The 24045-nt window shown below is 31.9% G+C and carries 23 protein-coding genes and 4 pseudogenes; 17 read left to right on the top strand and 10 right to left on the bottom strand.

Features of this window, described 5'->3' with window-relative positions; translation table 11 throughout:
- Positions 1–29: 29 nt before the first annotated feature.
- Positions 30–218 carry a transposase gene (locus AC0L5U_RS00880; protein ID WP_473414141.1) on the top strand — a complete coding sequence of 63 codons (189 nt, stop codon included), beginning with the start codon at positions 30–32 and terminating at the stop codon, positions 216–218.
- A 13-nt stretch (positions 219–231) separates the two neighbouring features.
- Positions 232–405 carry a hypothetical protein gene (locus AC0L5U_RS00875; RefSeq protein ID WP_473414139.1) on the top strand — a complete coding sequence of 58 codons (174 nt, stop codon included), beginning with the start codon at positions 232–234 and terminating at the stop codon, positions 403–405.
- A 349-nt stretch (positions 406–754) separates the two neighbouring features.
- Here AC0L5U_RS00875 and AC0L5U_RS00870 read toward each other — a convergent pair whose 3' ends face one another.
- The 8 genes and pseudogenes from AC0L5U_RS00870 to AC0L5U_RS00835 all read right to left on the bottom strand — a co-directional run bounded on the left by AC0L5U_RS00870 (position 755) and on the right by AC0L5U_RS00835 (position 6565).
- A complete protein-coding gene (locus tag AC0L5U_RS00870; RefSeq protein WP_473414136.1) occupies positions 755–916 on the bottom strand; it encodes a hypothetical protein in 162 nt (53 codons plus the stop codon).
- 19 nt (positions 917–935) lie between these two features.
- Positions 936–1255: pseudogene (locus AC0L5U_RS00865) on the bottom strand (DUF6876 family protein).
- Positions 1256–1386: 131 nt separating this feature from the next.
- Positions 1387–1725: a single-stranded DNA-binding protein gene (locus AC0L5U_RS00860; RefSeq protein WP_473414135.1), complete on the bottom strand. Its 339-nt coding sequence runs from the start codon at positions 1723–1725 to the stop codon at positions 1387–1389.
- A 967-nt stretch (positions 1726–2692) separates the two neighbouring features.
- Positions 2693–3001 (bottom strand): hypothetical protein, encoded by a 309-nt coding sequence (locus tag AC0L5U_RS00855; protein ID WP_473414134.1) that lies wholly within the window; start codon positions 2999–3001, stop codon positions 2693–2695.
- 249 nt (positions 3002–3250) lie between these two features.
- Positions 3251–3418: a hypothetical protein gene (locus tag AC0L5U_RS00850; protein ID WP_473414132.1), complete on the bottom strand. Its 168-nt coding sequence runs from the start codon at positions 3416–3418 to the stop codon at positions 3251–3253.
- 257 nt (positions 3419–3675) lie between these two features.
- Entirely contained in the window at positions 3676–5076 is a 1401-nt protein-coding gene (locus AC0L5U_RS00845; protein WP_473416129.1) for a ParB/RepB/Spo0J family partition protein, read from the bottom strand.
- Positions 5077–5148: 72 nt separating this feature from the next.
- Positions 5149–5331 carry a ParB N-terminal domain-containing protein gene (locus AC0L5U_RS00840; RefSeq protein ID WP_473416127.1) on the bottom strand — a complete coding sequence of 61 codons (183 nt, stop codon included), beginning with the start codon at positions 5329–5331 and terminating at the stop codon, positions 5149–5151.
- Positions 5332–5728: 397 nt separating this feature from the next.
- A complete protein-coding gene (locus tag AC0L5U_RS00835) occupies positions 5729–6565 on the bottom strand; it encodes a DUF932 domain-containing protein (protein WP_473414130.1) in 837 nt (278 codons plus the stop codon).
- 771 nt (positions 6566–7336) lie between these two features.
- On the opposite strand from AC0L5U_RS00835, the pseudogene pheT reads away from it, so the two are divergent.
- The 3 genes and pseudogenes from pheT (at position 7337) to AC0L5U_RS00820 (ending at position 10932) form a co-directional block, all read left to right on the top strand.
- A pseudogene (pheT, locus tag AC0L5U_RS00830) lies at positions 7337–9765 on the top strand (phenylalanine--tRNA ligase subunit beta).
- Positions 9766–9767: 2 nt separating this feature from the next.
- Positions 9768–10637 carry a phosphatase PAP2 family protein gene (locus tag AC0L5U_RS00825; RefSeq protein WP_473414129.1) on the top strand — a complete coding sequence of 290 codons (870 nt, stop codon included), beginning with the start codon at positions 9768–9770 and terminating at the stop codon, positions 10635–10637.
- A 58-nt stretch (positions 10638–10695) separates the two neighbouring features.
- Positions 10696–10932 (top strand): putative signal transducing protein, encoded by a 237-nt coding sequence (locus tag AC0L5U_RS00820; RefSeq protein WP_473414127.1) that lies wholly within the window; start codon positions 10696–10698, stop codon positions 10930–10932.
- 2 nt (positions 10933–10934) lie between these two features.
- Here the strand turns inward: AC0L5U_RS00820 and AC0L5U_RS00815 are convergent, their stop codons facing one another.
- A complete protein-coding gene (locus tag AC0L5U_RS00815) occupies positions 10935–12560 on the bottom strand; it encodes an ABC-F family ATP-binding cassette domain-containing protein (protein WP_473414124.1) in 1626 nt (541 codons plus the stop codon).
- Between the two features lie 184 nt (positions 12561–12744).
- Between AC0L5U_RS00815 and AC0L5U_RS00810 the strand changes: the two genes are divergently transcribed.
- The 3 genes from AC0L5U_RS00810 to trmD all read left to right on the top strand — a co-directional run bounded on the left by AC0L5U_RS00810 (position 12745) and on the right by trmD (position 15221).
- The gene (locus AC0L5U_RS00810) at positions 12745–14154 is read left to right on the top strand and encodes a TlpA family protein disulfide reductase (protein WP_473414123.1); all 1410 of its coding nucleotides are present in this window, start codon (positions 12745–12747) and stop codon (positions 14152–14154) included.
- Between the two features lie 93 nt (positions 14155–14247).
- Complete coding sequence (locus tag AC0L5U_RS00805) at positions 14248–14430, top strand: hypothetical protein (RefSeq protein ID WP_473414120.1); 183 nt, start codon at positions 14248–14250, stop codon at positions 14428–14430.
- Positions 14431–14543: 113 nt separating this feature from the next.
- Positions 14544–15221, top strand: a complete 678-nt coding sequence (trmD, locus tag AC0L5U_RS00800) for a tRNA (guanosine(37)-N1)-methyltransferase TrmD (RefSeq protein ID WP_473414118.1) — start codon at positions 14544–14546, stop codon at positions 15219–15221.
- A 61-nt stretch (positions 15222–15282) separates the two neighbouring features.
- Here trmD and AC0L5U_RS00795 read toward each other — a convergent pair whose 3' ends face one another.
- A complete protein-coding gene (locus AC0L5U_RS00795; RefSeq protein WP_473414116.1) occupies positions 15283–17178 on the bottom strand; it encodes a M61 family metallopeptidase in 1896 nt (631 codons plus the stop codon).
- A gap of 90 nt (positions 17179–17268) precedes the next feature.
- Here AC0L5U_RS00795 and AC0L5U_RS00790 point away from each other — a divergent pair, with 90 nt between their 5' ends.
- From AC0L5U_RS00790 to AC0L5U_RS00750, 9 genes and pseudogenes are all read left to right on the top strand, one after another.
- On the top strand, positions 17269–17979 hold the full coding sequence (locus tag AC0L5U_RS00790) for a glycosyltransferase family 2 protein (protein ID WP_473414114.1): 711 nt from the start codon (positions 17269–17271) through the stop codon (positions 17977–17979).
- A 62-nt stretch (positions 17980–18041) separates the two neighbouring features.
- The gene (locus AC0L5U_RS00785) at positions 18042–18275 is read left to right on the top strand and encodes a hypothetical protein (protein WP_473414113.1); all 234 of its coding nucleotides are present in this window, start codon (positions 18042–18044) and stop codon (positions 18273–18275) included.
- Positions 18276–18325: 50 nt separating this feature from the next.
- On the top strand, positions 18326–20248 hold the full coding sequence (locus AC0L5U_RS00780; protein WP_473414112.1) for a BatA domain-containing protein: 1923 nt from the start codon (positions 18326–18328) through the stop codon (positions 20246–20248).
- A pseudogene (locus tag AC0L5U_RS00775) lies at positions 20245–21497 on the top strand (dihydroorotase). Before AC0L5U_RS00780 ends, AC0L5U_RS00775 begins: the two are co-directional and overlap by 4 nt.
- A gap of 1 nt (position 21498) precedes the next feature.
- The gene (locus tag AC0L5U_RS00770) at positions 21499–21828 is read left to right on the top strand and encodes a hypothetical protein (RefSeq protein ID WP_473414111.1); all 330 of its coding nucleotides are present in this window, start codon (positions 21499–21501) and stop codon (positions 21826–21828) included.
- Positions 21829–22485 (top strand): alpha/beta hydrolase, encoded by a 657-nt coding sequence (locus AC0L5U_RS00765; RefSeq protein WP_473414110.1) that lies wholly within the window; start codon positions 21829–21831, stop codon positions 22483–22485.
- Positions 22486–22732: 247 nt separating this feature from the next.
- Positions 22733–22885, top strand: a pseudogene (locus AC0L5U_RS00760) (DUF6090 family protein); the annotation flags it as partial.
- Positions 22864–23400 (top strand): hypothetical protein, encoded by a 537-nt coding sequence (locus tag AC0L5U_RS00755; RefSeq protein WP_473416246.1) that lies wholly within the window; start codon positions 22864–22866, stop codon positions 23398–23400. The pseudogene AC0L5U_RS00760 and the gene AC0L5U_RS00755, both read left to right, overlap by 22 nt.
- A 130-nt stretch (positions 23401–23530) precedes the next feature.
- On the top strand, positions 23531–23803 hold the full coding sequence (locus AC0L5U_RS00750; RefSeq protein ID WP_473414109.1) for a hypothetical protein: 273 nt from the start codon (positions 23531–23533) through the stop codon (positions 23801–23803).
- Positions 23804–24045 lie beyond the last annotated feature (242 nt).

The following is a 24045-nucleotide window of genomic DNA, read 5'->3' as shown; positions in this document are numbered from 1 at the left end:
ATGAAAAATTAAATAAAACCATTGGTCTTGTGACCTCTGTTACAGGAATTGGTGTCATGACGGCGTTATACTTTGTGATTTTCACTAATTTTTTTACACGATATCAGGAAGCCAAACAATTGGCATGCTACTGTGGTGTTGTTCCATTTCAGCACACCTCTGGCACGAGTGTCCAAAAAAGGTCTAGAGTGCATCACATGGCTAATAAAACCGCTTAAAAAACACTTGCATATGTGTGCCCTGTCTGCTGTTAGGTATGACCCTGAACTTAAGATTTACTATGAACGAAAAGCTGATGAAGGGAAAAATAAAATGCTGATACTTAACAATGTTAGAAACAAATTGGTTTTGAGGGTTTGTGCCGTTATTAAAAGACAAAAACCTTATCAAAAACGAGTGGCTTAATTGTGCTGTTTTTTTAATTATTAACTTTTTCATGTTTTTCTTGCTTTTAACATGGAAATCCTATTTTGTCCCGCAGGGACCAAAATTTTCCAAACATCTGACTAAAAAGTCAGTTGCTTTTTCTGGGCATTCCTGCTATTTTAAAGGTATTCGTTTAAGTTCTGAAACTCAAACATCGATTGGTTTCAAATGTGTGGTTTGGTATTAGAATATGAAATTTGATAACTATTTGGATTTGAACGTCAGATTTTTAAAAAAGCCTTTGGACATTCATTCAAACATCCAAAGGTTAGATTAATGTTTTAGTATTTATTAAATATTAAACACATATTGATAGCTGTAAAGATTTTTAATAGCCTCCCTCTTCCAATATCGTGTTATAATCCAAGTGATGTTTTTCAGCATAAGATTTAAGGTCGTTCCCAAACTTTTTCTCAACTTCGCTTTTAGAATTTTGAAGTAATCGGTTTTGGGTTTCTGCATCGAGATTGTTGTAATTTAAATAGACCATGATGTTATCATTTTTAAATTCAATATTCCCAAGGCAACATCAAGGTGTTGTTTACAAAATACAAACGCAGTTCATCTAATGGAAAATCGGTAACGCTGTATCGATGCGTTTCCAATATGTTTTCGTTTCCGTCTCCATAACTTATAATGGCTTCACATCCCTTAATAATTTGTTCGGCTTCTGAAAGGCGTTTAAAGTCAATGGTTATAAAATGACTCTTATCCATTAGGCTCTTGGCAAAAACTGAGGCATCGGTTATCAGCCAAAGCATTCAGCTTCTTTGACTAGATAATGCACCCCATCTGTAAACCATGATTTTATTAATGGTAATTGGAACATCTCTTGAGAACCATAAAACTGTTGCAAGTTCTCCTGTAATTTGTTAATTTCGGTTTTCATTGTTTTCTGTTTTTAGGTTAATAATGAAAAGAGGGTGTTTCCATCGAAAGTCGCACCCTCTTTATTTTTGATTACTCGTTGTTTCTTAGTAATAATATTTCACTCACTACCACTTCGGTTACATAGCGTTTTACACCGTCTTTATCTTCGTATGAACGTGATGTCAATTTGCCCTCAATGGCAATTTCCTTGCCCTTGCTCACATACTTTTCAATGATTTCTGCAGTCTTGCCCCATGCCACTAGATTGTGCCAATTGGTATCGGTCTGCTTTTCGTTTTTACCATTTTTGTAATGCTCGTTGGTCGCTAAGGATAAACGGACTACTTTTTTACCGTTTTCCAATTCTGTAATTGTTGGCTCTTGTCCAACGTTCCCGATTAACTGTACTTTGTTTTTTAATGTACTCATGATAAAATGTTTTTAGCACCTGCCTTTTAACAGGTTTGATTAATAATTTCCCTTTTCTGTTTAAACTATATTAAATTTTAAGGGGTGTTTTGTTCGATTTCTCTCGTGCAGAGCACCATGGATAAAGTGGGTTTTGTCAAGACTTTTGGAAAATAAATCAGAAGTGTCTACGACGTAGTAAAACCCTTGGGTTTTCAAGGCTGTAGAAACCTTATTTTTTTCACAAAACTTTGCATGGTCTTGACAAGTTCCATAAGGGCATTAGCAATTCTTTGGAACGTGTTTACGTTCTAGCGTACAGACAGTTAAGCGAGAAAAGGAAATAAGTTCCAATTAGAAGTGTTTATGCCCTGCCTGTTTTTCGATGCCCCGAAAAACAATTAAAGGCTTCATCCATTATAAACACCTTAAAATGTTTTGGACAAAATCTAAATTTTTAGGAATTATCGAGAAAAACCCAGAGAAGGTTTTACCGATAATTCTAATGAAAAAAATTCAGGGTTTGGCTTTCCTATTATTATGTTGATATATGTTTACATCAGGCGGACTCGATTCACGCTTTTTTACTTGGAATGAAGAGCTCCTTTCCAGCGTAGCGGAAAGGATTAACGGAATGAAAAGTAAAAAACGGGGATTGTGTCCAAGACTTTTTTAATGAAGCTCTTTTCTCGGAATGAAGCTTTTGCGGAATGCAGAGGAATGTACTGAATGGTTTATAAAAACAGATTATGCATTATAAGTAATATTTAAAGCGAACTTGACTTTAAAGATGGAGATTAAGAATGGAGTTTGAACACTTCCCGAATTTTCTCGGGAATAAGTGGGTAAGTGAAATGGCAATCGGAATCTTTAGAGTTATGTTCAAGACTTTTACAATGAAGCTCTTTTTCTGAAATGTAGAGTAACGGAATTTTTGGGAAATGTGCTGAATGGGATAATTCTAGCCTGTAAATTGAATTTTTATTTTTTAAAACAGTTTCTCTTGAATATCCAGAATACCGTCAGATTTTGAAATTTTATTCTTTTTCAAAATACCCTTTAGAGCTTTTCTTCGCTTATCATAAATCCATAGTCTCAAGTTTTTTAATAACCCTTTTTCATAATCAGACAGTTCTTTTGGTGCTATTTCAATCATAGCTTCTAACTGGTCTTTACTTTTGGTCTGCATTGCATATTGAAGTCCTAGCCACGTGTAAATGTTTACCCATTCTGTTTGCATGGGTGCTTCATAAGTTCTTGGCATCATATAAGCTAAAGTCTCTGTTAATGATGCCATCTTATCCCTTGTCATTGAGCACATTATTCGTGATAATTTTATTCTACCAAGAATATCCTTTGGTATAGTATCTTGCCATGCCGATTTAAAAACAATGATTGGACTCGCAAGACAATCCATAAAATCGAAAAACGAAATCGCTTTTGTCCTTTTTAGTTGGTTTTGTTACCTTTTCTTTTCTTGATATCGGCTTACATTCAAAACCGAAATCGAACTGAACTACTTTTAAATTTTCCATGATGTGAGATTTTAGCTTAAACAATTAGTTAATAATACCTGGTAATATTCAGGATGCTTTTCTCTGTAATAAGCCAAATGACTTTCTCCACTATCGACATCGTAATTTTCACTACTTACTCGATAATGTTCTTCTGCTTCTTGTAATGAGATGCTGGGTTTTTCAGATACTTGTTTCATAATTCTAAGATTTTTTGATTAAACAATATTTGAGCAGTAATCAAACGGAAGCTAAAATCACAGTTCAAAAGGAAACGGAATAAATAAGCGTTGGATGATGCGTAGGCTTTATGCCGTTGTCTTTTGATGGGTGTATTTTACGAGGTTTACCTTTGCGCTGATATTGATTGAATAGGTTCTACTTACCTTTTTTTAAAGGACTATATAAAAAAATAAGAGCCAGCACGAATGCTGACCCTTACTTCCAACAACAAAAGCTAATCGTTTAATTCCTGAATTTTCTTTTCAAGTTTCTCTATGCGCACTTTCAAACGTGCTTCACACTTGTTTCTCTCTTCTGCATATTCCTTTTCAATATTGGCAATTTTGGTTTTATAATACCCTTGCATCGCATTGTAGAATGAAATGTTCGTTAAGTTATTAACGTGATTGCTTTCGCCAAAATGTACTTGCTTGGTAAGGATGTACCGAATCAACTTATAAAAGGTTTCTTTTTTGAAGTTCTTTTTGAAGTTCTCGACAGTTTCAGCATCAGTCTTCTTGGATGTGTTACCCAATAATTTTGAAAAGTGTTTTTGTCGACCTACATAGTCCACATTGTTTTCAAATAAAGTTAATGAAAAAGCCACCATTTCATCTACCGAAAGCGCTTTCTTCTTTTCAATATAATCGGTTTCACGAATCATCTGAACTATGTCCTCAAATTCCTTATTATGCTCGATGTGTCGCTTTCGTGTTTCTCTTTCGTTGATTTTAACGATTTGCTCTTCAGGCGAACACTCTGCCATTTTTCTATTTGCCATAGGTTCCGAATATGTAGAATTATCAGTTTTTGAATCTTCTATTACCTTGACAAAGATTGCTTTGTGAACATACGTTTTTGGATGAAACATAATACCATTTACAAATCCATTTTCTTTTGCTGAATTAAATATTTTCAATTCTTCCTTGTAATTATCAACCGCTTCTTCAAGTTCAGCTTTTAGTTCATCTTCAGAATAGTCATAATGTTGGTATTCTTTCTTAATTGCTTCTATTTTAGGCTCAATAGGCTCTTCGATTGTTTCAACATCATCCAGAAGATAAATTTTCAATCCATTTTTTTCCAATTGCGATATAATAAGCTGATTATTGTCGCCATCTGCCCAATATTTGCGAATTTCAGGAATCAACAATACATTTTCTGTCTTCGATTTTTTAATCAAGTTCAAAAACGATTTACTCTTCTTCGTTTCATAACAGGCTGATTTTGTACAAACCATTTTACCATCGCCAAATAAATTTCCTTGATTTGAAGCATTAAATGGACATGTTTTACAGGCGCCGACTTTAGCTACCAGTTTTTCATCAGTTACATCAAACGATGCCTTTTCTAAATCGTAGGTCTGATTTTCAATCATCCTATTAATTTGATGGGCATTAAATTCTTCGCCCATTGTTTCCAGCATCATTTGCTGTTCTTCTGGCTCGAAAAGTGCAACACCTACTCCTAACGAAATAGTCATTTCGCCATTGCGAACAAATACTTTAAATCCTTCTATTAGACCTGCTAATTTTAAGCGTTGTCTTACAAAGTTTTCTGTTCTTCCCAACCGTTTTGAAATCTCTGCTGGCGCATATTTTTCACTTAAGAAAGCAACCGCTTCTGCTTCTTCGATAGGTTCAACATCTTGTCTTTGTAGGTTTTCGATAATTTGGATTTCCAGAACATCATTATTAGCATATTCTCTTTACGATACTCGGAATTGTTTTCTTTTTGCCAATTTGCTTGCGCGATACCTACGCTCTCCCATAACGATGATGTAATCCTTTCCAGATTTTCGGACTGTAATAGGTTGCAGGACACCGTGTTCTTCAATGCTTTCAGACAGTTGCTTCAAAGCTTCCTCGTTAAAGGTTTTTCTTGGTTGCAATGGGTCAGGAATAATCCTTCCGATAGGTAGTTCTTGAACTTGAAGTCCAATGGCGCTTTGAGTCAATTTTTTCTTGACTTCATTTTTTACGGTGGCATGATGCCTCTCCGTTTTTGCTTGCAGTACTCGCTTTTGTTGTCATAATACTTAAATTTTAGATTAAACAATATTTTTTGCAGAACCTAAACGGAAGACATAATTTCTGCTCAAAAGGAAACGGAATAAATGAGTTTTGGGCAAAGCGTTGGCTTTATGCCGTAGTCTTTTGATGAGAATATTTTGCGAGTTTATCTTTGTACCAATATTGATATAGATATCTCCTCCCTTTTTTAGCAGAAATAAATATGAATCTAAAGAACTCTAATTTAAGGCACTAGAGCAACCTTAATCCATGAGGTTAAACCATAGCATAAATTTCATTAAACAATAGTTTGTCGAGTTTTTCCTGTTGAGAAAATGTTTTTTTCATGCTGTTATGAAGCACCCAATTGAAAGCGTTATAACCTAACCACAGATTTGAGGTTGTATAGCCCCCGAAAGGCTCATTATATAGGATTTCTAGAATTTCTATGGCTTTATTAGAGGGGTTGTCATTCTCGTTTTTTCGTGCATACTTAAACAGTTTGGTCCTTTCAAGAATGTCACTCACGAATTTTTCGTTATCTATAATCTCAACTTCTGCCATGGTATTAAACTTATCATTGATTTCATAATATTCATTGCCTAAGAACCTGTCAAACAAGTGGTTTAAATTTGGCAATATCAAATCAGTATTATTCTTACTATGTCTAATTGAAAATGCTATCTCAGAATGAGAAACATGGAGACCGTTTGTACAGGCTTCACGATAAAAGCCAAAATGTCCAGAGGTTTTTTCACTTCCATCATAGGAATTCTTGAAACGTAGCAACGGAAGGATTTTATCTTCTTTGTTTTTTAGTGAAAACTGGTTATTATCCTCTATGATAAAATCAATGATGAAGCATCTGTCCATTCTGTTAATGGTACGCTTTCTGTACTTCAAATTGGCATCTACTATCATTTTTTCCGCCTTCTTAAAGAACAATTCATTTGGAATATGTCCATAACTTTTCGAGACCACGTTCACAATCTTACCATTGGAGATTATAGCATGTTCCAATCCTCTTCGGGATTCCATTCCTGTCAAGACTTTAAGCGGCTTCATTTCTGAAGAAACAAAAATCTCATCTTGTTGTAAATTACTTAAATACATAATATTTGATTTTAGATTAAACAATATTTAAGCTAGAACCAAACGGAAGACAAAATCTCAGCTCAAAAGGAATCGGAATAAAAAGTGCGAGGTACGAGCCTGGTTATGCCGAAGTCTTTTGATGGGAGTGTTTTGCGAGTTTATATTTCGGGAATATTGTATGAATATATATTTTCTTATTTTTTTAATAAAACTTGTATCAATTGAACTTCACAAAAAATTAAGATTACCCACATAAAAAAGTAATAAATAAAATAACAACCTCAAATTATATATATTTGCAGTATCGAAAGTTAATTTGACATATTTAAAATTATATCAAGGTTCACAATTCGTCAACAACGATAGTGAAAATTGACAGATGACTTATATTTACTGGTGTTCGAGCTGAAGGTTCAAACCCCAGCCCGGTCACAAAATAAAGCCTAAAACAAAAAATGTTTTAGGCTTTTATATTTTTATAGTTTTCAATTAAAAACTTAAAAAAACTCAATCAAATAATTGATTGAGTTTCTCTACTGTTAGTTTGATTTGATTGATTAGAATAAAATTTACATCTTTTTACATCAACAAGGTATTACCAAATTAAACACCTACATGTTATCATTTTGTTAAAGATTATCTTAATTCTGTTAATTAACTATTCTTTAAGAGGCTGTTAAAAATTAACATTTAACCTTCTTTACATTTCTATACCATAAAATATGGCAGCTACTATTGATTGCTAGATGCAAAAAAATTATCTTTGCGAGCTCAAAGTGAATATGATTTATGAAGATTTCTTATAATTGGTTAAAACAATTTGTTAAAACAGATTGGACACCAGAGCAAACCAGCGAATTACTTACCGATTTAGGATTAGAGGTTGAAGGTATAGAAACATACCAATCAGTAAAAGGAGGTTTAGAAGGTGTGGTTGTTGGTAAAGTTTTGACTTGTAAAAAACACCCTAATGCAGATAAACTTAAAGTAACTACTGTTGATGTTGGTGGAGATACCCCTCTACAAATTGTTTGTGGTGCGCCAAATGTTGCAGCTGGACAAAAAGTACCTGTTGCCACTATTGGCACTACCTTATATTCTGATGAAGGAGAAGCTTGGACTATTAAAAAGGGTAAAATAAGAGGTGAAGAAAGTCATGGAATGATTTGTGCTGAGGATGAATTAGGCTTAGGGAAATCTCACGATGGTATCCTGATTTTAGATGAAAAAACAAAAATTGGTGCGCCAGCAGCTAATATTTTTGAAATAGAAAATGATGTTGTTTTTGAAATTGGCTTAACACCAAACCGTGCAGATGCCATGAGTCATTATGGAACTGCCCGTGATTTAAAAGCAGGGTTAACCCAAAAAGAAATTAAATTAGAATTAATTACACCATCGGTAAGTGCGTTTAGTGTTGAAAATAGAACACAAAAAATTGATGTTAAAGTAATTGATAAAGAACTAGCACCGCGTTATTGTGGTGTATCTATTTCTGGATTAAAAGTAGATGCGTCTCCCGAATGGCTACAACACAGGTTAAAATCGATTGGTTTAAGTCCTATAAACAATGTAGTTGATGCTACAAACTATGTATTACATGAACTTGGACAACCATTACACGCTTTTGATGCTGTAAAAATTGCAGACAACAAAATTGAAGTTAAAACTCTTAAAAAGGGTACTAAATTCGTTACGCTTGATGGCATAGAACGCGAGTTACATGAAGAAGATTTAATGATTTGTGATGGCGAAAAACCAATGTGTATTGCAGGGGTTTTTGGCGGTATAGATTCTGGAGTTACTGAAGCCACAAAGAACATCTTTTTAGAAAGCGCTTACTTTAATCCTGTTAGTGTTAGAAAAACTGCAAAACGCCATGGCTTAAATACTGATGCTTCTTTCCGTTTTGAACGCGGTATTGACCCAAACATCACAGAATATGCTTTAAAACGTGCTGCTTTGTTAATTCAAGAGCTAGCTGGTGGAGATATTACAAGTGATATTATTGATATTTACCCGAAGAAAATTGAAGACTTTCAAGTTAGGTTAAGTTTTGATAATGCTCGTAAAATTATTGGTCAGGAAATTCCAAAAGAAACCATTAAAAGTATTTTGTCTGCTTTAGATATTAAAGTGAATAATGTTACTGAAACTGGTTTGGGTTTAACAGTTCCTGCGTATAGAAATGATGTACAAAGGGAAGCTGATATTATTGAGGAAATCCTCAGAGTTTATGGTTATAATAATGTAACTACATCAAAAAAATTAAACGCTTCTATTTCTAGTATGTCTCGTTTTGAAGATTATAAAATTCAGAATATTACAGGAAATCAATTAGCAAGTCAGGGGTTTTATGAAATCATGTCAAACTCACTAACATCTCCTAATTATGCGGCTTTAAGTGAACAATTAAAGGAAGAACATAATATTAAAATGTTGAATCCTTTAAGTAATGATTTGTCTGTTTTAAGACAATCGTTATTGTTTTCAGGACTAGAAGCAGTTTCATATAATATCAATAGAAAACGTCAAGATTTAAAACTCTTTGAATTCGGAAAAACCTATCATAATCATTCTGAGGCTAAAGCTGAACCGAAGCATTTAACCCTCTTTGCAACTGGAAATCAAAATCAAGACAATTGGAATTCATCTAAAAATTCTAAAAGTGATTATTTCTTCTTAAAGGGCATAGTTGTTTCTATTTTGGAACGTTTAGGAGTTTATAGGTTTAATGAATCTCCAGTTAAAAACGATTTATTTAGTGAAGGTATATCATTAAGTTTAGGAAAAACCAAATTGGTTGCATTTGGTTTGGTAACTAAAAAAGTTTTAAAGCATTTTGATATTACTCAAGATGTTGTATGTGCTGATTTTAATTGGGATACAATTTTAGAAATCGTACAACGCAATAAGATTGTATTTAAGTCTATTCCAAAATACCCAGAAGTAAAACGTGATTTTGCATTACTCTTAGACGATAATGTTACTTTTGAATCTATATACAGAATTGCAAAACAAACTGAAAAAAATTATTGAAAACTATAAACCTTTTTGATGTTTACCAGGGTAAAAACCTTCCTAAAGGTAAAAAAAGTTATGCCGTTAGTTTTACACTTCAAGATGAACACAAAACGCTTAACGATAAACAAATAGATAAAATAATGAGTAAATTACAAACCAATTTCGAAAAACAATTAGGAGCGGAGTTGCGTTAAGTATGGCTATACATTGCAAAAAATATTGTGCTTTAATTCTTGCTATTACTTTGACTTGTAGTTTATTCACAAATGCACAAAACACCTTAAGTAATGATTCTATTGTTGTTAAAGACAAAACCATAGCACAACTTTTAAAGCATGATGTAAAATATACTGCCAAAGGTGTTGTACATGGGTTTATAAGACCATTACATTGGAAAGGCAAAGATTATGCTAAATTTGGCACTTTAGTAGCCGGAACTTTTGCTTTATCTACTTTAGACCAAGAAACCAGACGATATTTTAGTAGAAATAGTGAAAATTTCCCAAAACCTATAAGAGATTTTGGATGGTATTTTGGAAGCCCACAAAATTACTTTATGGCAAATGCTGGCTTATATGGTGTTGGTATAATTACTAAAAATGAAAAGATTAGAAAAACAAGTGTTCTAATCATTTCCTCATCAATAACTAATGGGGTTTTACAAAGTTTATTAAAAACGGGAGTTGGAAGAGCCAGACCTAACTCGGGCTTTAGTAATCATAACTTCGAACCATTTTCTTCAAAACCTTCGCACCATTCCTTTCCATCTGGTCACACAGCATTAGCTATAACAATGTCTCACGCTATTGCGAAACAATTTGATAACACTTGGACTAAAATTGGTATTTATAGTATAGGTGCCATCCCTCCTATTTCAAGATTAGTGGATGGTGCACATTGGCTAACAGATATCGCTTTTTCTACTGCCTTAAGTATTATAATTGTGGATAGTATTGACAAATTTCTATTTGATTCTAATGCTTATAACTATAATAAACCGCCTAAGAAAATTTCTTGGAATTTCAGTTTTTCAGGCAATACTGTTGGAGTTATTGGTAGTTTTTAAGTTTCTATTTCTTAATTTTTTTCGTATGTTTAGGAGAGAACCTTTAAAACTTTTAGCTATGTCAAATTACATCAAAGTATTTTCGGGAAATTTTATTGAAGTACAACGCATGTTTAAAGCGCTTGAAGCTGTAAACATTTGTGCAATTATTAAAGATGAATCAGAATCTGGACGATTAGCTGGTTTTGGCGCATCTATTCAGGGATATCAAGAAATTCATGTTCACAAAGAAGAACTTGATAAAGCTCAGTCATTAGTAAAAAAATTAACTTCTGAATCCGAATTACAAGAATAACATTAAACAGTTACAGCATACATTTTATCACGTAACGCTTTAATTTTAGCGTCTTGCATATACTCATCAAACGTAGTGTATCTATCTATAATACCACTTGGTGTTAATTCTATCACTCGGTTTGCTACTGTTTGTGCAAACTCGTGATCGTGGGTTGTAAAAAGTACAGTTCCTTTAAAGTTTTTTAAGGAGTTATTAAATGCTGTGATACTTTCTAGATCTAAGTGATTTGTAGGTTCGTCTAACATTAACACGTTAGCTCTAATCATCATCATTCTACTTAACATACAACGTACTTTTTCTCCTCCAGAAAGTACATTACATTTTTTTAGTGCTTCTTCTCCACTAAAAATCATTTTACCTAAAAATCCACGAATGTAAACTTCTTCACGTTCTTCTTCAGTAGTTGCCCATTGGCGCAACCAATCCACTAAAGATAAATCGCTATTAAAAAACTCACTATTATCAAGTGGCAAATAAGATTGTGTGGTAGTTACTCCCCAAGCAAATTTCCCTCCATCTGCTTTTTCATTACCATTTATAATTTGATAAAATGCTGTTGTTGCTCTAGAATCTCTAGAAAAAACAACCACCTTATCACCTTTAGCTAAATTTAAATCGATATTATTGAATAAAACATCTCCATCTAGTGATGAAGATAAGCCTTCGATATTTAAAATTTGATCTCCTGCTTCACGATCACGCTCAAAAATAATAGCTGGGTAACGTCGGCTTGTGCGTCTGATATCAGAAATATTTAACTTCTCAATCATTTTCTTTCTACTAGTTGCTTGTTTACTTTTTGCAACGTTTGCAGAAAAACGACGGATGAATTCTTCTAATTCTTTCTTCTTTTCTTCAGCCTTCTTATTTTGTTGTGCATGTTGTCTTGCAGCTAATTGAGACGACTCATACCAAAACGTATAATTTCCAGAGAAATGATTAATCTTTCCAAAATCAATATCAGAGATATGTGTACAAACTGCATCTAAAAAGTGCCTATCGTGAGATACTACAATTACGCAATTATCATAATTTGCCAAGAAATTTTCTAACCAAGAAATAGTTTCGTAATCCAAATCATTGGTAGGCTCATCCATAATCAACACATCAGGATTTCCAAATAAAGCTTGAGCTAACAGCACTCTTACTTTTTGTTTACCATCCAAATCTGCCATTAATGAATAATGATGTTCCTCTTTAATACCTAAGTTTGAAAGCATTGCAGCGGCATCACTATCTGCATTCCAACCATTCATTTCTTCAAACTTAACTTGAAGCTCTCCTATTTTATCTGCATTTTCATCAGAATAATCAGCATACAACGCATCAATTTCAGTTTTAATTTTATACAATGGTTTGTTACCCATTAAAACTGTTTCCAGAACATTATTCTCATCATATAAATTATGATTTTGTTCTAGTACAGACATACGTTTACCAGTTTCCAAGGACACATGCCCTGAGGTAGGTTCTTGCTTGCCAGAAATAATTCTTAAAAAAGTAGATTTACCAGAACCATTAGCTCCAATAATACCATAACAATTGCCATTGTTAAAAGTAGTATTTACTTCATCAAACAAAACACGCTTACCAAACTGTACCGAAAGGTTTGAAACTGATAACATAACCTGATTTTAAATTTTGTGCAAAAGTAAAAAAATCCATCCGTTACAAGAAACTTAAAGCCTTTATTTTCTTTCTTAAGATAGCTATAACAACATTTAACAACGCCTTAACAGGGAATTTTAATAGCAAGACATATTTTTGTGGTTAGCAGATAATAATTTCTGCTTTTTTGAGGAGGGATTTATGAAACTATATCTTTACATAGTATGCATTTTTTTCACTTTTGTAAGTTGCGGAAAAGACTCTTGTAAGTATGCAATTTTAGGGGGAGAAATAATTAATAAGAATACTGATTATGTGGTTCTTTTTAATGCAAAAAATGTGATTGACACCATTAAATTAGATGGTAACAATCGTTTTTCTTATAAAATTGAAAACCTAAATTCTGGGTTTTACACATTTCGCCATGGTGGAGAAATACAAATGGTATTACTAGAGCCTGGCGATAGTATTATGTTTCGTTTAAATACTTTCGATTTTGATGAGTCTTTAGTTTACACAGGTAAGGGCGCAAAAAAGAACAATTATTTAATCAATGATTTTCTTCAAAATGAAATTGAAGAAAAACAAGTTTTTAAATTTTGTCAATTGACACCAGAATCTTTTGAAAATCAAATTGATTCTATTCGTGCTAAAAAAGATAGAGCGTTTAAACGTTTTAAAGAAAAAAACAATCCTTCTGAATTATTTAACAAAATAGCTCGCGCTAATATTGATTATAGCTATTATTCTAGTAAAGAAATTTATCCTTTTGTACATTATGGACATAACAAGAAAAAGATAATAGAGGCCTTACCAGACGACTTTTATAGCTATAGAGAAACAATTGATTACAATGATGGTTTCTTTAAAGATTATTTTAATTATCACGCTTTTTTAAGACACAGTTTTAACAATATTGCTTTAAAATCTCATCTAAAACACACAAATACATCTAAATTTAGCTGGACAGATTGTTGCTACAATATGGATAGACTTGAAGCAATCGATAGTTTAGTTAAAAACTCAGATATAAAAAACGAATTACTGTACCACTATTCCATGAGTTTTTTGTCTAAAAACAGAAAGATTGAGCATAATGATAAAGTCATTAAATCATTTCTAGCAAAAAGCACAAACACCAAGAAAAACGATTTAATTGTAGCCTATAATACATCTGTGAACCAATTAAAACCTGGAGAACATTTTCCTGAAGTACGTGTTTTAAATTTACAAAACAATGTTGTGGACATGAACACCTTATTTAAAAAACCAACAGTTATTTATTTTTGGTCGCATTTGTACAAAGATTATTTTGAAAACAGTCACAAACGTGTTAAAGAATTAACTGTAAAATATCCTGAAGTAGAATTTATTTCGATAAATATAGACGATTATAGTGCTGAACGATGGGCTACTACAGTTAAAAACAAAAAAACAGCACTACACAACGAATACCAATTCGAAAAGCCTGAACAATCAGTTGAAAAACTAGCCATTTATCCTTTAACTAAAGTGATAATGGTTAATGATAAAAGTAAAATTGTAAATGGGCATGCAAACATGTTTGCACATGGTTTTGAAGAAGAGCTTCTTGGACTCTTAAATCAATAAACTGACAATTTTAGTTTTGTCATTTATAATTGGAATATGTTTTGATTATGTAAATATTGATTTTTTATAGTTTAATCTTAAAAATTTTAAATTATGGAAGAAAAACCAATTAAAATTAAGTGCATTGGCAAAAAGGGGAAAAGCTATCTTATAAAATTCCCTTATTTAAAAATCCCTGTTTCTGTAAACAAAAATTTATACCTAAAAATGTTAAATAGTGATATGTATGAATTTGATAATTTACCGCGACAAAAATCAAGATTAAATTCTGCCTAAACTTTAGTTTAAATTGTAAATTATATAAAAAGGTTGTCAAAACATATGTTTTGACAACCTTTTTATATTTTTAGATACCACAATTAATTTATCTTTGCAACAATACATTTTTTATGCGTATAGATATCATAACCGTTTTACCTGAACTACTTAAAAGCCCTTTTGAAGCTTCTATTTTGAAGCGTGCTATTGACGCTAATTTAGTTAAGATTCATTTTCATAATCTTAGAGATTTTACTTCAGATAATTACAAATCTATCGATGATACCCAATTTGGTGGAGGTGCTGGCATGGTAATGATGGTTGAACCTATTGATAAATGTATTACCAGTTTAAAATCACAGCGCAATTATGATGAAATTATTTACATGACTCCTGATGGCGAAACACTTAATCAAGGTATCGCAAATCAAATATCTTTAAAAGAAAATATTATCATTCTCTGTGGACATTATAAAGGTGTAGACCAACGTGTACGCGATCATTTAATCACAAGAGAAATATCTATTGGAGATTTTGTATTATCAGGTGGAGAGTTGGCGGCTGCAGTTTTGTGTGATGCTGTAATTCGATTAATTCCCGGGGTTTTAGGTAATGAAACTTCTGCCCTAACCGATTCTTTTCAAGATAATTTGTTAGCTCCGCCAATTTATACCAAGCCAAGAGAATACAATGGCTGGAAAGTTCCAGAATTATTGTTCAGCGGCAACTTACCAAAAATAGAACAATGGCGAGAAGATGAAGCGTATAAGCGTACTAAAGAACGTCGTCCTGATTTATTGGATGAATAAACAAAAAAGCGATTAACCTTAATAGGTTAATCGCTTTTTATTTTTAAATAAAATTACTACTCTAACCCTTCATCCAAGCTTTACGCAAAGCAATTTGTTCTTTTGAGGCATTTTCCTTTTCTATCAAACCTTTTCCTGTAGTATAAGGCTGTGTAGTTGTAGTTTTAATAACTACTTCTTCTCCATTTCTATCAAGTTTTACCTCTACGTCTTTGCCAGGTTTCCACATAAAAACTTCTTGAAGTACTTGGTTTGCATTCATTAACGTTAAATCAGTACCGTTAATGTTCTTAATAACGTCATTAGGTTTTGCGCCTTGTTCCGCCCAAAAACTATTTTCTAAAACTGCATCCGTAAAAAAGATAGTTCCTTTTTGTCCGTCGCCACTAACAATTGGCGCACCATTCATCATAATGTAATTTGCTTCAATTTTTGCGTCTCCAATTTCTAAACCTACCTTTTTGAAAAAGTCGTTATAATTAATCGGTAAATCTCCAACTACATGAGTATTTAAAAATTCGCCTACAGATGGATACGTCATTGCTGTAATTTCCGCAATCAATTTATCATCTTCAAAAGGTTTATTTTTTCCGTATTTATTAGATAACTCTTTCATTAACGATAAAACCCCTCTGTTACCATCACTTTCTTCTCTCATTAAAACATCAATACACATACCAATTAAAGCACCTTTTTGGTATACGTTAATATATTCATCCTTATAAGGAGCTTTTAAAATATTCTCACTCATTATGGTAAAACTCATAGCGTCAGTATAACGCTTAGACGCTTGAATTTTGCCCATTATTTTGGTGTAAAATTCGCTTGCTTCAACCAAACCTTGGTCTACTTGAAAAAGTGTCGCAAAATATTCTGTCACCCCTTCATACATCCATAAATGCTTAGAAAATGTTGGTTTGTCATAGTCAAAATAATGCACATCCTCAGAATGTACACTCAATGGTGTTACAATATGGAAAAACTCATGAGACACAACATCTATCATACTATCTGCCAATTCTTCTTCACTCATAGCTTCAGGTAAAACTACAACTGTAGAAGTATGATGCTCTAGTGCTCCAAATCCCTTTGGCGAATTTTCTTTTCCTTCAGATAAATACAAATAAATATCATATCGAGGTGTAGTGTTAACATCTCCTAAATAGGTTTTTTGCGCTTGCATCATCTTAAAAATAGTTTCCTTTAAAGAGGCTGCGGTATGCGTTTTATTTGGAGAATATACACTTAATACAATTTTTATGTCTCCAACTTTAAATTCTTCAACATCCAAATTTCCATACATCATTGGGTTATCTGTAATATCAAAATATCTTGGTGCAGCATAACTTGTTGTTATAAATTGACCATCATCACTAGTTTTAGAAGATACATTTTGTAATGCTGAAGTACGAACAAAATCTGCTTTTGCTGTCACATTCAACTTATACTGATTATTTTTTAGCGTATCAAAATACCCAATAAACCCATGTAAATTTAACACATAGTTTTTAGCTTCAATGTTAGTGCCTGATGGAGAAAATGGTTGCTCTCCTCCTATGCCACCTTTAGCCTCAATATCATAAGTATCATTAACATTGTAAGTGATTTTATCTAAGTCTTTGGCATTTTCAATAATCCAAGAATTGGTATCTAATTTTGAAACTTTCAATGGATTTCCATCATAATCTATGGCTTTAAAATCTTCAATATATTTACCAAAATCACTTACTGCATAGGTGCCCTGAACTACTCTAGGTAATCTATAAGTTACCGTTTCAACAGTAAAACGTCCTGGATTTATGGTTACAGGTGCTTTGTCATCAATAACTTTCGATAAATCTATGTGCGATTCAATTGGCAAATTAATTGCCAAGTCGATAGCCTTATTTTTTCCTGCTCCACAACCTAAAAGCATAATACTTAATGCGGCTGATGCTACAAAAACTCTAATATTCATCTCTATTTTTTTATTTTAAGTGCATCAAAAATAAGATTATGTTTTACCATGTATTCATAAGGATTTGTTAAAAGATATTATCTTCGCTAAATGCAAAAACCCTTAGTTAGCATATTAACACCATTTAAAAATACTGAACAGTTTTTAGATGAGTGTTTGCAGTCTATAATCAATCAAACCTACATAAATTGGGAGTTACTAATTGTAGATGATAACTCTACCGACAATAGTTTCCATTTAGTTGAAACCTATGCAAAAAAAGACCATAGAATCAAGCTTCTAAAGAACGATGGTAATGGAATTATTGATGCTTTACAACTGGCTTTTACAACTAGTAAAGGCGATTTTATTACAAGAATGGATAGTGATGATATTATGTATCCAAAAAAAACAGAAGTTTTAGCAAACAACTTATTAAAATTTGGAAAAAAGCACATAGCTATTGGTTTGGTGGATTATTTTAATGAAAAGGGTATTGGTTCTGGTTATAAAAATTATGAGGTATGGCTCAATAATTTAACTAAAACTGGTACTAATTTTCAAGAAATTTATAAAGAATGTGTTGTGCCTTCTCCATCTTGGATGACATATCGTGAAGATTTGATAGCCTGTGATGCCTTTAATCCTAACATTTATCCAGAGGATTATGACTTAACATTTCGATTTTATAAAAATGGCTTAAAATGCATCCCTTGCGATAAAGTTTTGCATAAATGGCGCGATTATAGCACTAGATCATCACGTACTGATGAACATTATACCGAAAACCATTTTCTACCTTTAAAAATCAACAACTTTTAGAAATTGACTATGATAATTCTAAAAACCTAGTAGTATGGGGAGCAGGTGCTAAAGGAAAATTTATGGCAAAATTGTTTTTAGAACAAAACATTCCCTTTGAATGGATTTGCGATAATCCTAAAAAAATTGGAAAAGATATTTATGGTAAAAAACTATTGAATTTTGAAGCTTTATCTAAAATTGAGAACCCGCAAAGTTTAATTACTGTGGCAAATAAAGAAGCACAAAACGAGATTAAAAATTATCTAAATAAACTCAATTTAAAACCGTTTAGAGATTATATTTTCTTTTGCTAGGTTTATAAGAAATCAAAAAAAATACGTAGGTTTGACAAATCAAAAAATAAATGCAGTTTAAACACCCCGAACTTCTTTACGCTTTATTTTTACTGGTAATTCCCATTATAGTTCATCTATTCCAACTTCGGAAATTTAAAAAAGTTCCCTTTACCAATGTCGCCTTTTTAAAAAAAGTTAAGATTCAAACCCGCAAAAGTTCACAATTAAAAAAATGGTTAACGTTGCTTACCCGTTTACTATTATTAGCTGCCGTAATCATTGCCTTTGCTCAACCTTACTTTTCTAAAAACAAAACATTAAATAGAACTACTGAAACTGTTATTTATTTGGATAATTCCTTTAGTATGGAAGCCAAAGGTGCTGATGGTAAACTCTTAAAACGTGCCATACAAGGTATTATCAGTAATGTTCCTGAAAATGAAAACGTTTCAATTTTAACCAATACCGAAGTTTATAAAAACACCACTATTAGTGCTGTAAAAAACAGTTTGCTACAACTAGGCTATACCTACAAACAACTGTCTTACAATGCCGCCATTTTAAAAGGTAAAACCCTTTTTAGTAAAGATAAGAGTACGCTTAAAAACTTCGTATTTATATCAGATTTTCAAAATACAGCCGATATTTTTAATCCAAAGAAAGATACATTAGTTAACATTAACGCTGTAAAATTACAACCTATAAACACTCAAAATACTGCGATAGATAGCGCATATATTTCAAATACAAGTCCCACAAAATTAGAGTTAAGTGTTATTTTAAAAAATAGCGGCAACCCCATTGATAATGTTCCAGTTTCATTATTCAATAATGACAATTTAATTGCGAAAACATCTACAGCTATTACTAATAATGCAAAAGTAACTTTTGATTTACCTACAAATGAAATCATCAACGGAGAACTAAAAATAAACGACACACATTTACAGTTTGACAATACACTCTATTTTAATATAAATACTCCCGAAAAAATCAACGTGTTAGCTATTAGTGATGCTGACACCAATTTTTTAAATCGGATTTACACCAATGATGAATTTAAGTTTACAGCTTCTAAAGTAAATAGCTTGAATTACAGCAACATCAGCACACAAAATCTTATCATTTTATATGATTTAAAAAATATCCCAAATGCACTAAATTCTGCTTTATCTGCTTATACAAATAAAGGAGGTTCTTTACTTATTATTCCTTCGGAAGATAGCAATGTTAGTAGTTACAACAGTTTACTTCAAAATTATAGACTCGGATTTAAAGACAAAGTAGCTTCAGAAAAACGCATCACAACAATTAATTATAGTCATCCCCTGTACAACAATGGTGTGTTTGAAAAGCGTGTTAAGAATTTTCAATATCCAAAGGTTAATTCGTTTTATAATTTAAATACTAGTGGTAGCGCAATACTTTCTTTTGAAGATGGAAAACCATTTTTAACAGGAAATTCCAAAACATATCTTGTTACTGCTGCATTGAATACCAAAAATTCAAACTTTAAAAATTCGCCGTTAATAGTTCCCACTTTCTATAATATTGCTAAAAGTAGTTTTAAAATCCCAAAATTGTATTACCATATAGGCACACAAAACGATTATGAAGTTGCTGTAAATATGCAACAAGATGGTGTACTAGCTTTAGAAAAAGAGGATGAAAAATTTATACCCAGACAGCAGAGCTTTGGCAACAAAGTAAATATCACAACTATTGAAACACCTGAAAGTTCTGGTATTTATACTATCAAAAACAAGGTTGTTTCACTAAAAAATGTGAGTTATAATTACAGTAGAAACGAGAGTGATTTAAGCTATCAAAACATTAGTAATTTAGAGCATATTACTGTTAGTAGTTCCATACCAGATTTATTTGAAACCTTAAAAAGTGACACGAAAGTTAACGCGCTATGGAAATGGTTTGTTATTTTTGCATTAATTCTATTACTCATAGAAATGCTCATCTTAAAATATTTTAAATGAACATACTTATAAAATCCGCTACAATACTAGATTCTAAAAGTGATTTTCATAACACTACCCAAGATATTTTAGTTGAAAACGGATTGATTTCCAAAATAGGCAACCAGCTTAAAACCCAAAAAAATATCAAGAAATAGCTTTTGAAAACCTTCATATCTCACAAGGTTGGTTTGATAGTAGCGTTTCTTTTGGAGAACCAGGTTTTGAAGAACGTGAAACTATTGAAAACGGTATAAAAACTGCAGCCCTATCTGGTTTTACTGCAGTAGCCTTAAATCCAAATACAAACCCTGTAATCGATACAAGTTCAGATGTGGCTTTTGTGAAGTCTAAAGCCTTTAATAAAGCGGTATCTATTCTGCCTATAGGCGCATTAACAAAAAATAGTAAAGGCGAGGATTTAGCAGAACTTTTCGATATGAAAAACGCTGGAGCAGTAGCCTTTTATGATTATAAAAAACCAGTCTCTAACCCAAACATGCTAAAAATTGCATTGCAATACGCAAGTAATTTTGAAGGTTTGGTATGTTCTTTTCCTCAAGAAAATAGAATAGCGGGTTCTGGAGTTATGAATGAAAATACTACGAGTACATCTTTAGGTTTAAAAGGAAATCCTGCCTTGGCAGAAGAATTACAAATTGCCCGAGACTTATTTTTATTAGAATATACAGACGGTAAATTGCACATCCCTACAATTTCAACAGCAAAAGGGGTACAATTAATTCGCGAAGCAAAACAAAAGAAATTGGATGTAAGTTGTAGTGTAGCAATTCACAACTTATATTTTACAGATAAAAATCTGACAGATTTTGATACCAACTTTAAAGTAAAACCACCATTAAGAACGCAGTCCGATATTGATGCGCTTATTGAAGGTGTAAAAGATGGCACAATTGATATGGTAACTAGCGATCACAATCCGTTAGACATCGAATTAAAAAAGATTGAGTTCGACCATGCTAACAATGGTACTATCGCTTTAGAAAGCGCTTTTGGAGTATTACAAAATCTATTTACGCTAAAGAAAACTATTGATGTTTTAACCAAAGGAAAAACCAGATTTGGTGCAGAACATAGCCCAATAAACATTGGTAATGCGCTAAATATTACTTTGTTTGATCCAACTTCAAAATATACCTTTTCAAAAGAACATATTGTATCAAAATCTCATAATGCTATTTTTAACGGTACTTCTCTAAAAGGAAGTGTTTATGGGGTTATCTCAAACAATAAAATTGCTTTAAAATAAAATGACAACACACGATATTAAAGAAGGAAAAACCTTTGCAATTGTTTCATACCTAACTTTTGTTGGACTCATAATAGCAGTTCTAAAAAATTTGAATTTAAAAAATCCTTTTACTGCATTTCATATCAGACAAATGCTTGGGTTAATTTTGCTTTTAATTTTCTCAAACGTTACCGAAAAATATGTGAATAGCATGCTTGGTACCATCTTATGGTTTGGCACTTTTATATTTTGGGTTTTTGGACTTATAAATGCTATAAAAGGAGATACTAAACTCGTACCGTTCTTTGGAAAATTATTTCAAGATTGGTTCGCAAATATTGGTAAATAAATGCTGCACACATCACTTTCATTACCATACGTTTTACGCGAATCTAGTTTAAAAGCAAATGCGCCATTATTAATTATGTTTCATGGTTATGGTAGCGATGAAAACGATTTGTTTTCATTTGCTTCTGAACTTCCTGAAACACTTTTAATAATTTCGGTTAGAGCACCCTACCCCATGCAACCCTATGGAAATGCTTGGTATGCCATAAATTTTGATGAAGCACAAGGCAAATGGAATGATAACGAGCAAGCAAAACAATCGGTGGGTTTAATATCAACATTTATTGATGAAGTTACTTCAAAATACGCAGTCAATAAAGATAACATTACGCTTTTAGGATTTAGCCAAGGTAGTATTTTGAGTTACGCTGTAGCGCTAACTTATCCTAAAAAGATCAAAAACATCATCGCTTTAAGTGGTTATATCAACAAAGATATTTTACCAGAAAATCTAGAGACACAAAGTTATGCTAATTTAGATTTCTATTGTTCTCACGGTAGTGTAGATCAAGTTATTCCTCCAGATTGGGCAAGACAAACCAAACCTTTTTTAGATGCGCTTGCTATTAAAAACACATATTCTGAATTCCCTGTTGGCCATGGTGTAGCCCCTCAGAATTTTTATGAGTTTAAGGCGTGGTTGAGTAAACGTATTTAAGAGTTTTAGTAAGATTAAAAACCATTTCTACTACAATTTTATATAACAATTACTTGAAATCTTACTTTTACACTTCTGTAAGAAACAGTAATTATCTTTACAGGATAACAACGATAAAAACTTACCATAACCTAATGTATTCGCGGGATATGAAACATAAAAGTTGTTATATAACGAGTTGTGATTCGTTATTTCTCACTCAATAGAAGTTAAATAATTATCCTATCTTATGAGAAATCACTAACCAATGATAAAATTCTTTAGAAAAATACGATACGACCTTATTGGAAAAAATAATACAGGCAAGTATTTTAAATATGCCATTGGAGAAATTGTTTTAGTAGTAATTGGAATTTTAATTGCGCTTCAAATTAATAATTGGAACGAATCAAAAAAAGTCAAACTGTTTTATACAATTATAAAGAAAGACTCATTAGACAATTTAAGGAAGATTCTGTTTCTTTAAATAATTTCAATAGAGTTCATGAACATTTTCAGCCAATATTCAAAAATTTGGATAGTATCTTTAGAGAAAATCATAAGGGGAATATAACTATAGATTCGATAATTAAAGTACCTGTATTTATTACTTTACAGAGTGAATTTATTTCAGCAACAACTGTAATAGATGAATTATTTAATACTGGAAGTTTAGATTTATTTAAAAACGATGAATTAAAGGATTTGTTAGCTGGTTATAAAAATTTAATCACTCAACAACATGATATAATTGGACGTACAAAAAGTAAATTTGACGATTTTGATAATTTATTGTCCGAAGTCTCCATGTATAGCAAAAGAGAATACTTGATAAAATCAAATAAAATAAATTCAGATTATTTTATGAATAAATATTGGTTCATAAATGCAGCTCGAGAAGGAAAAAAATGCATTTTGATAAATTGGAGAAAATGAATAAGAATATTCTCGTTTTATTAAAAACAAAATAACGAAAGCACAACAAAGTACTGTGGTAAAAAACAAGTAAAAATTTCTGCGGAATTTTCTGGTGTTGGTTTTTGTTTACTAAATTAGTTACTCAAACATGCAACTAACCATACACAAAACCTTTGGCAACAATATAAAACAGAACGTAAAATTGACTTTTGGAATAGCACAATATACAAACCTAACTCAAGAACAAAACACTTGGATAAATGATCTTTCTATAGATTTTAAATCATTTTTTAGGAATAGGAATTACGGAAAAGACTTAAATGAATTATATTTTGGACTAATAAGTGTTAAACCCGAATTCGACCAATTTTTCAAAAAAAAAGACCTGTCTATAGACCAGGAGAAAGAACTTCTTATGTAGACGGAATTGAAATAAAATCAAATAATTGTGCGGAAATTAAATGTAAACTTGAGTTTAGCGAAGTTTTTGAACTTAATAAAGCTGAATTAATTGAAAAAGTTTGTAGAGAATTATTAATCGAATCGAACAGTCTGAATCGATTGTCGAAATTAAAGGAATTTGATTTTAAGTCATTTCAATCGGATTTTGAAAATTATATGGTTGAAAAAGAATATTTAAAAAAATAAATACTGTTACCAACA

The organism is Jejuia sp. G7-7 (assembly GCF_055808955.1).
This window is presented reverse-complemented; position numbering and strand designations above follow the sequence as displayed.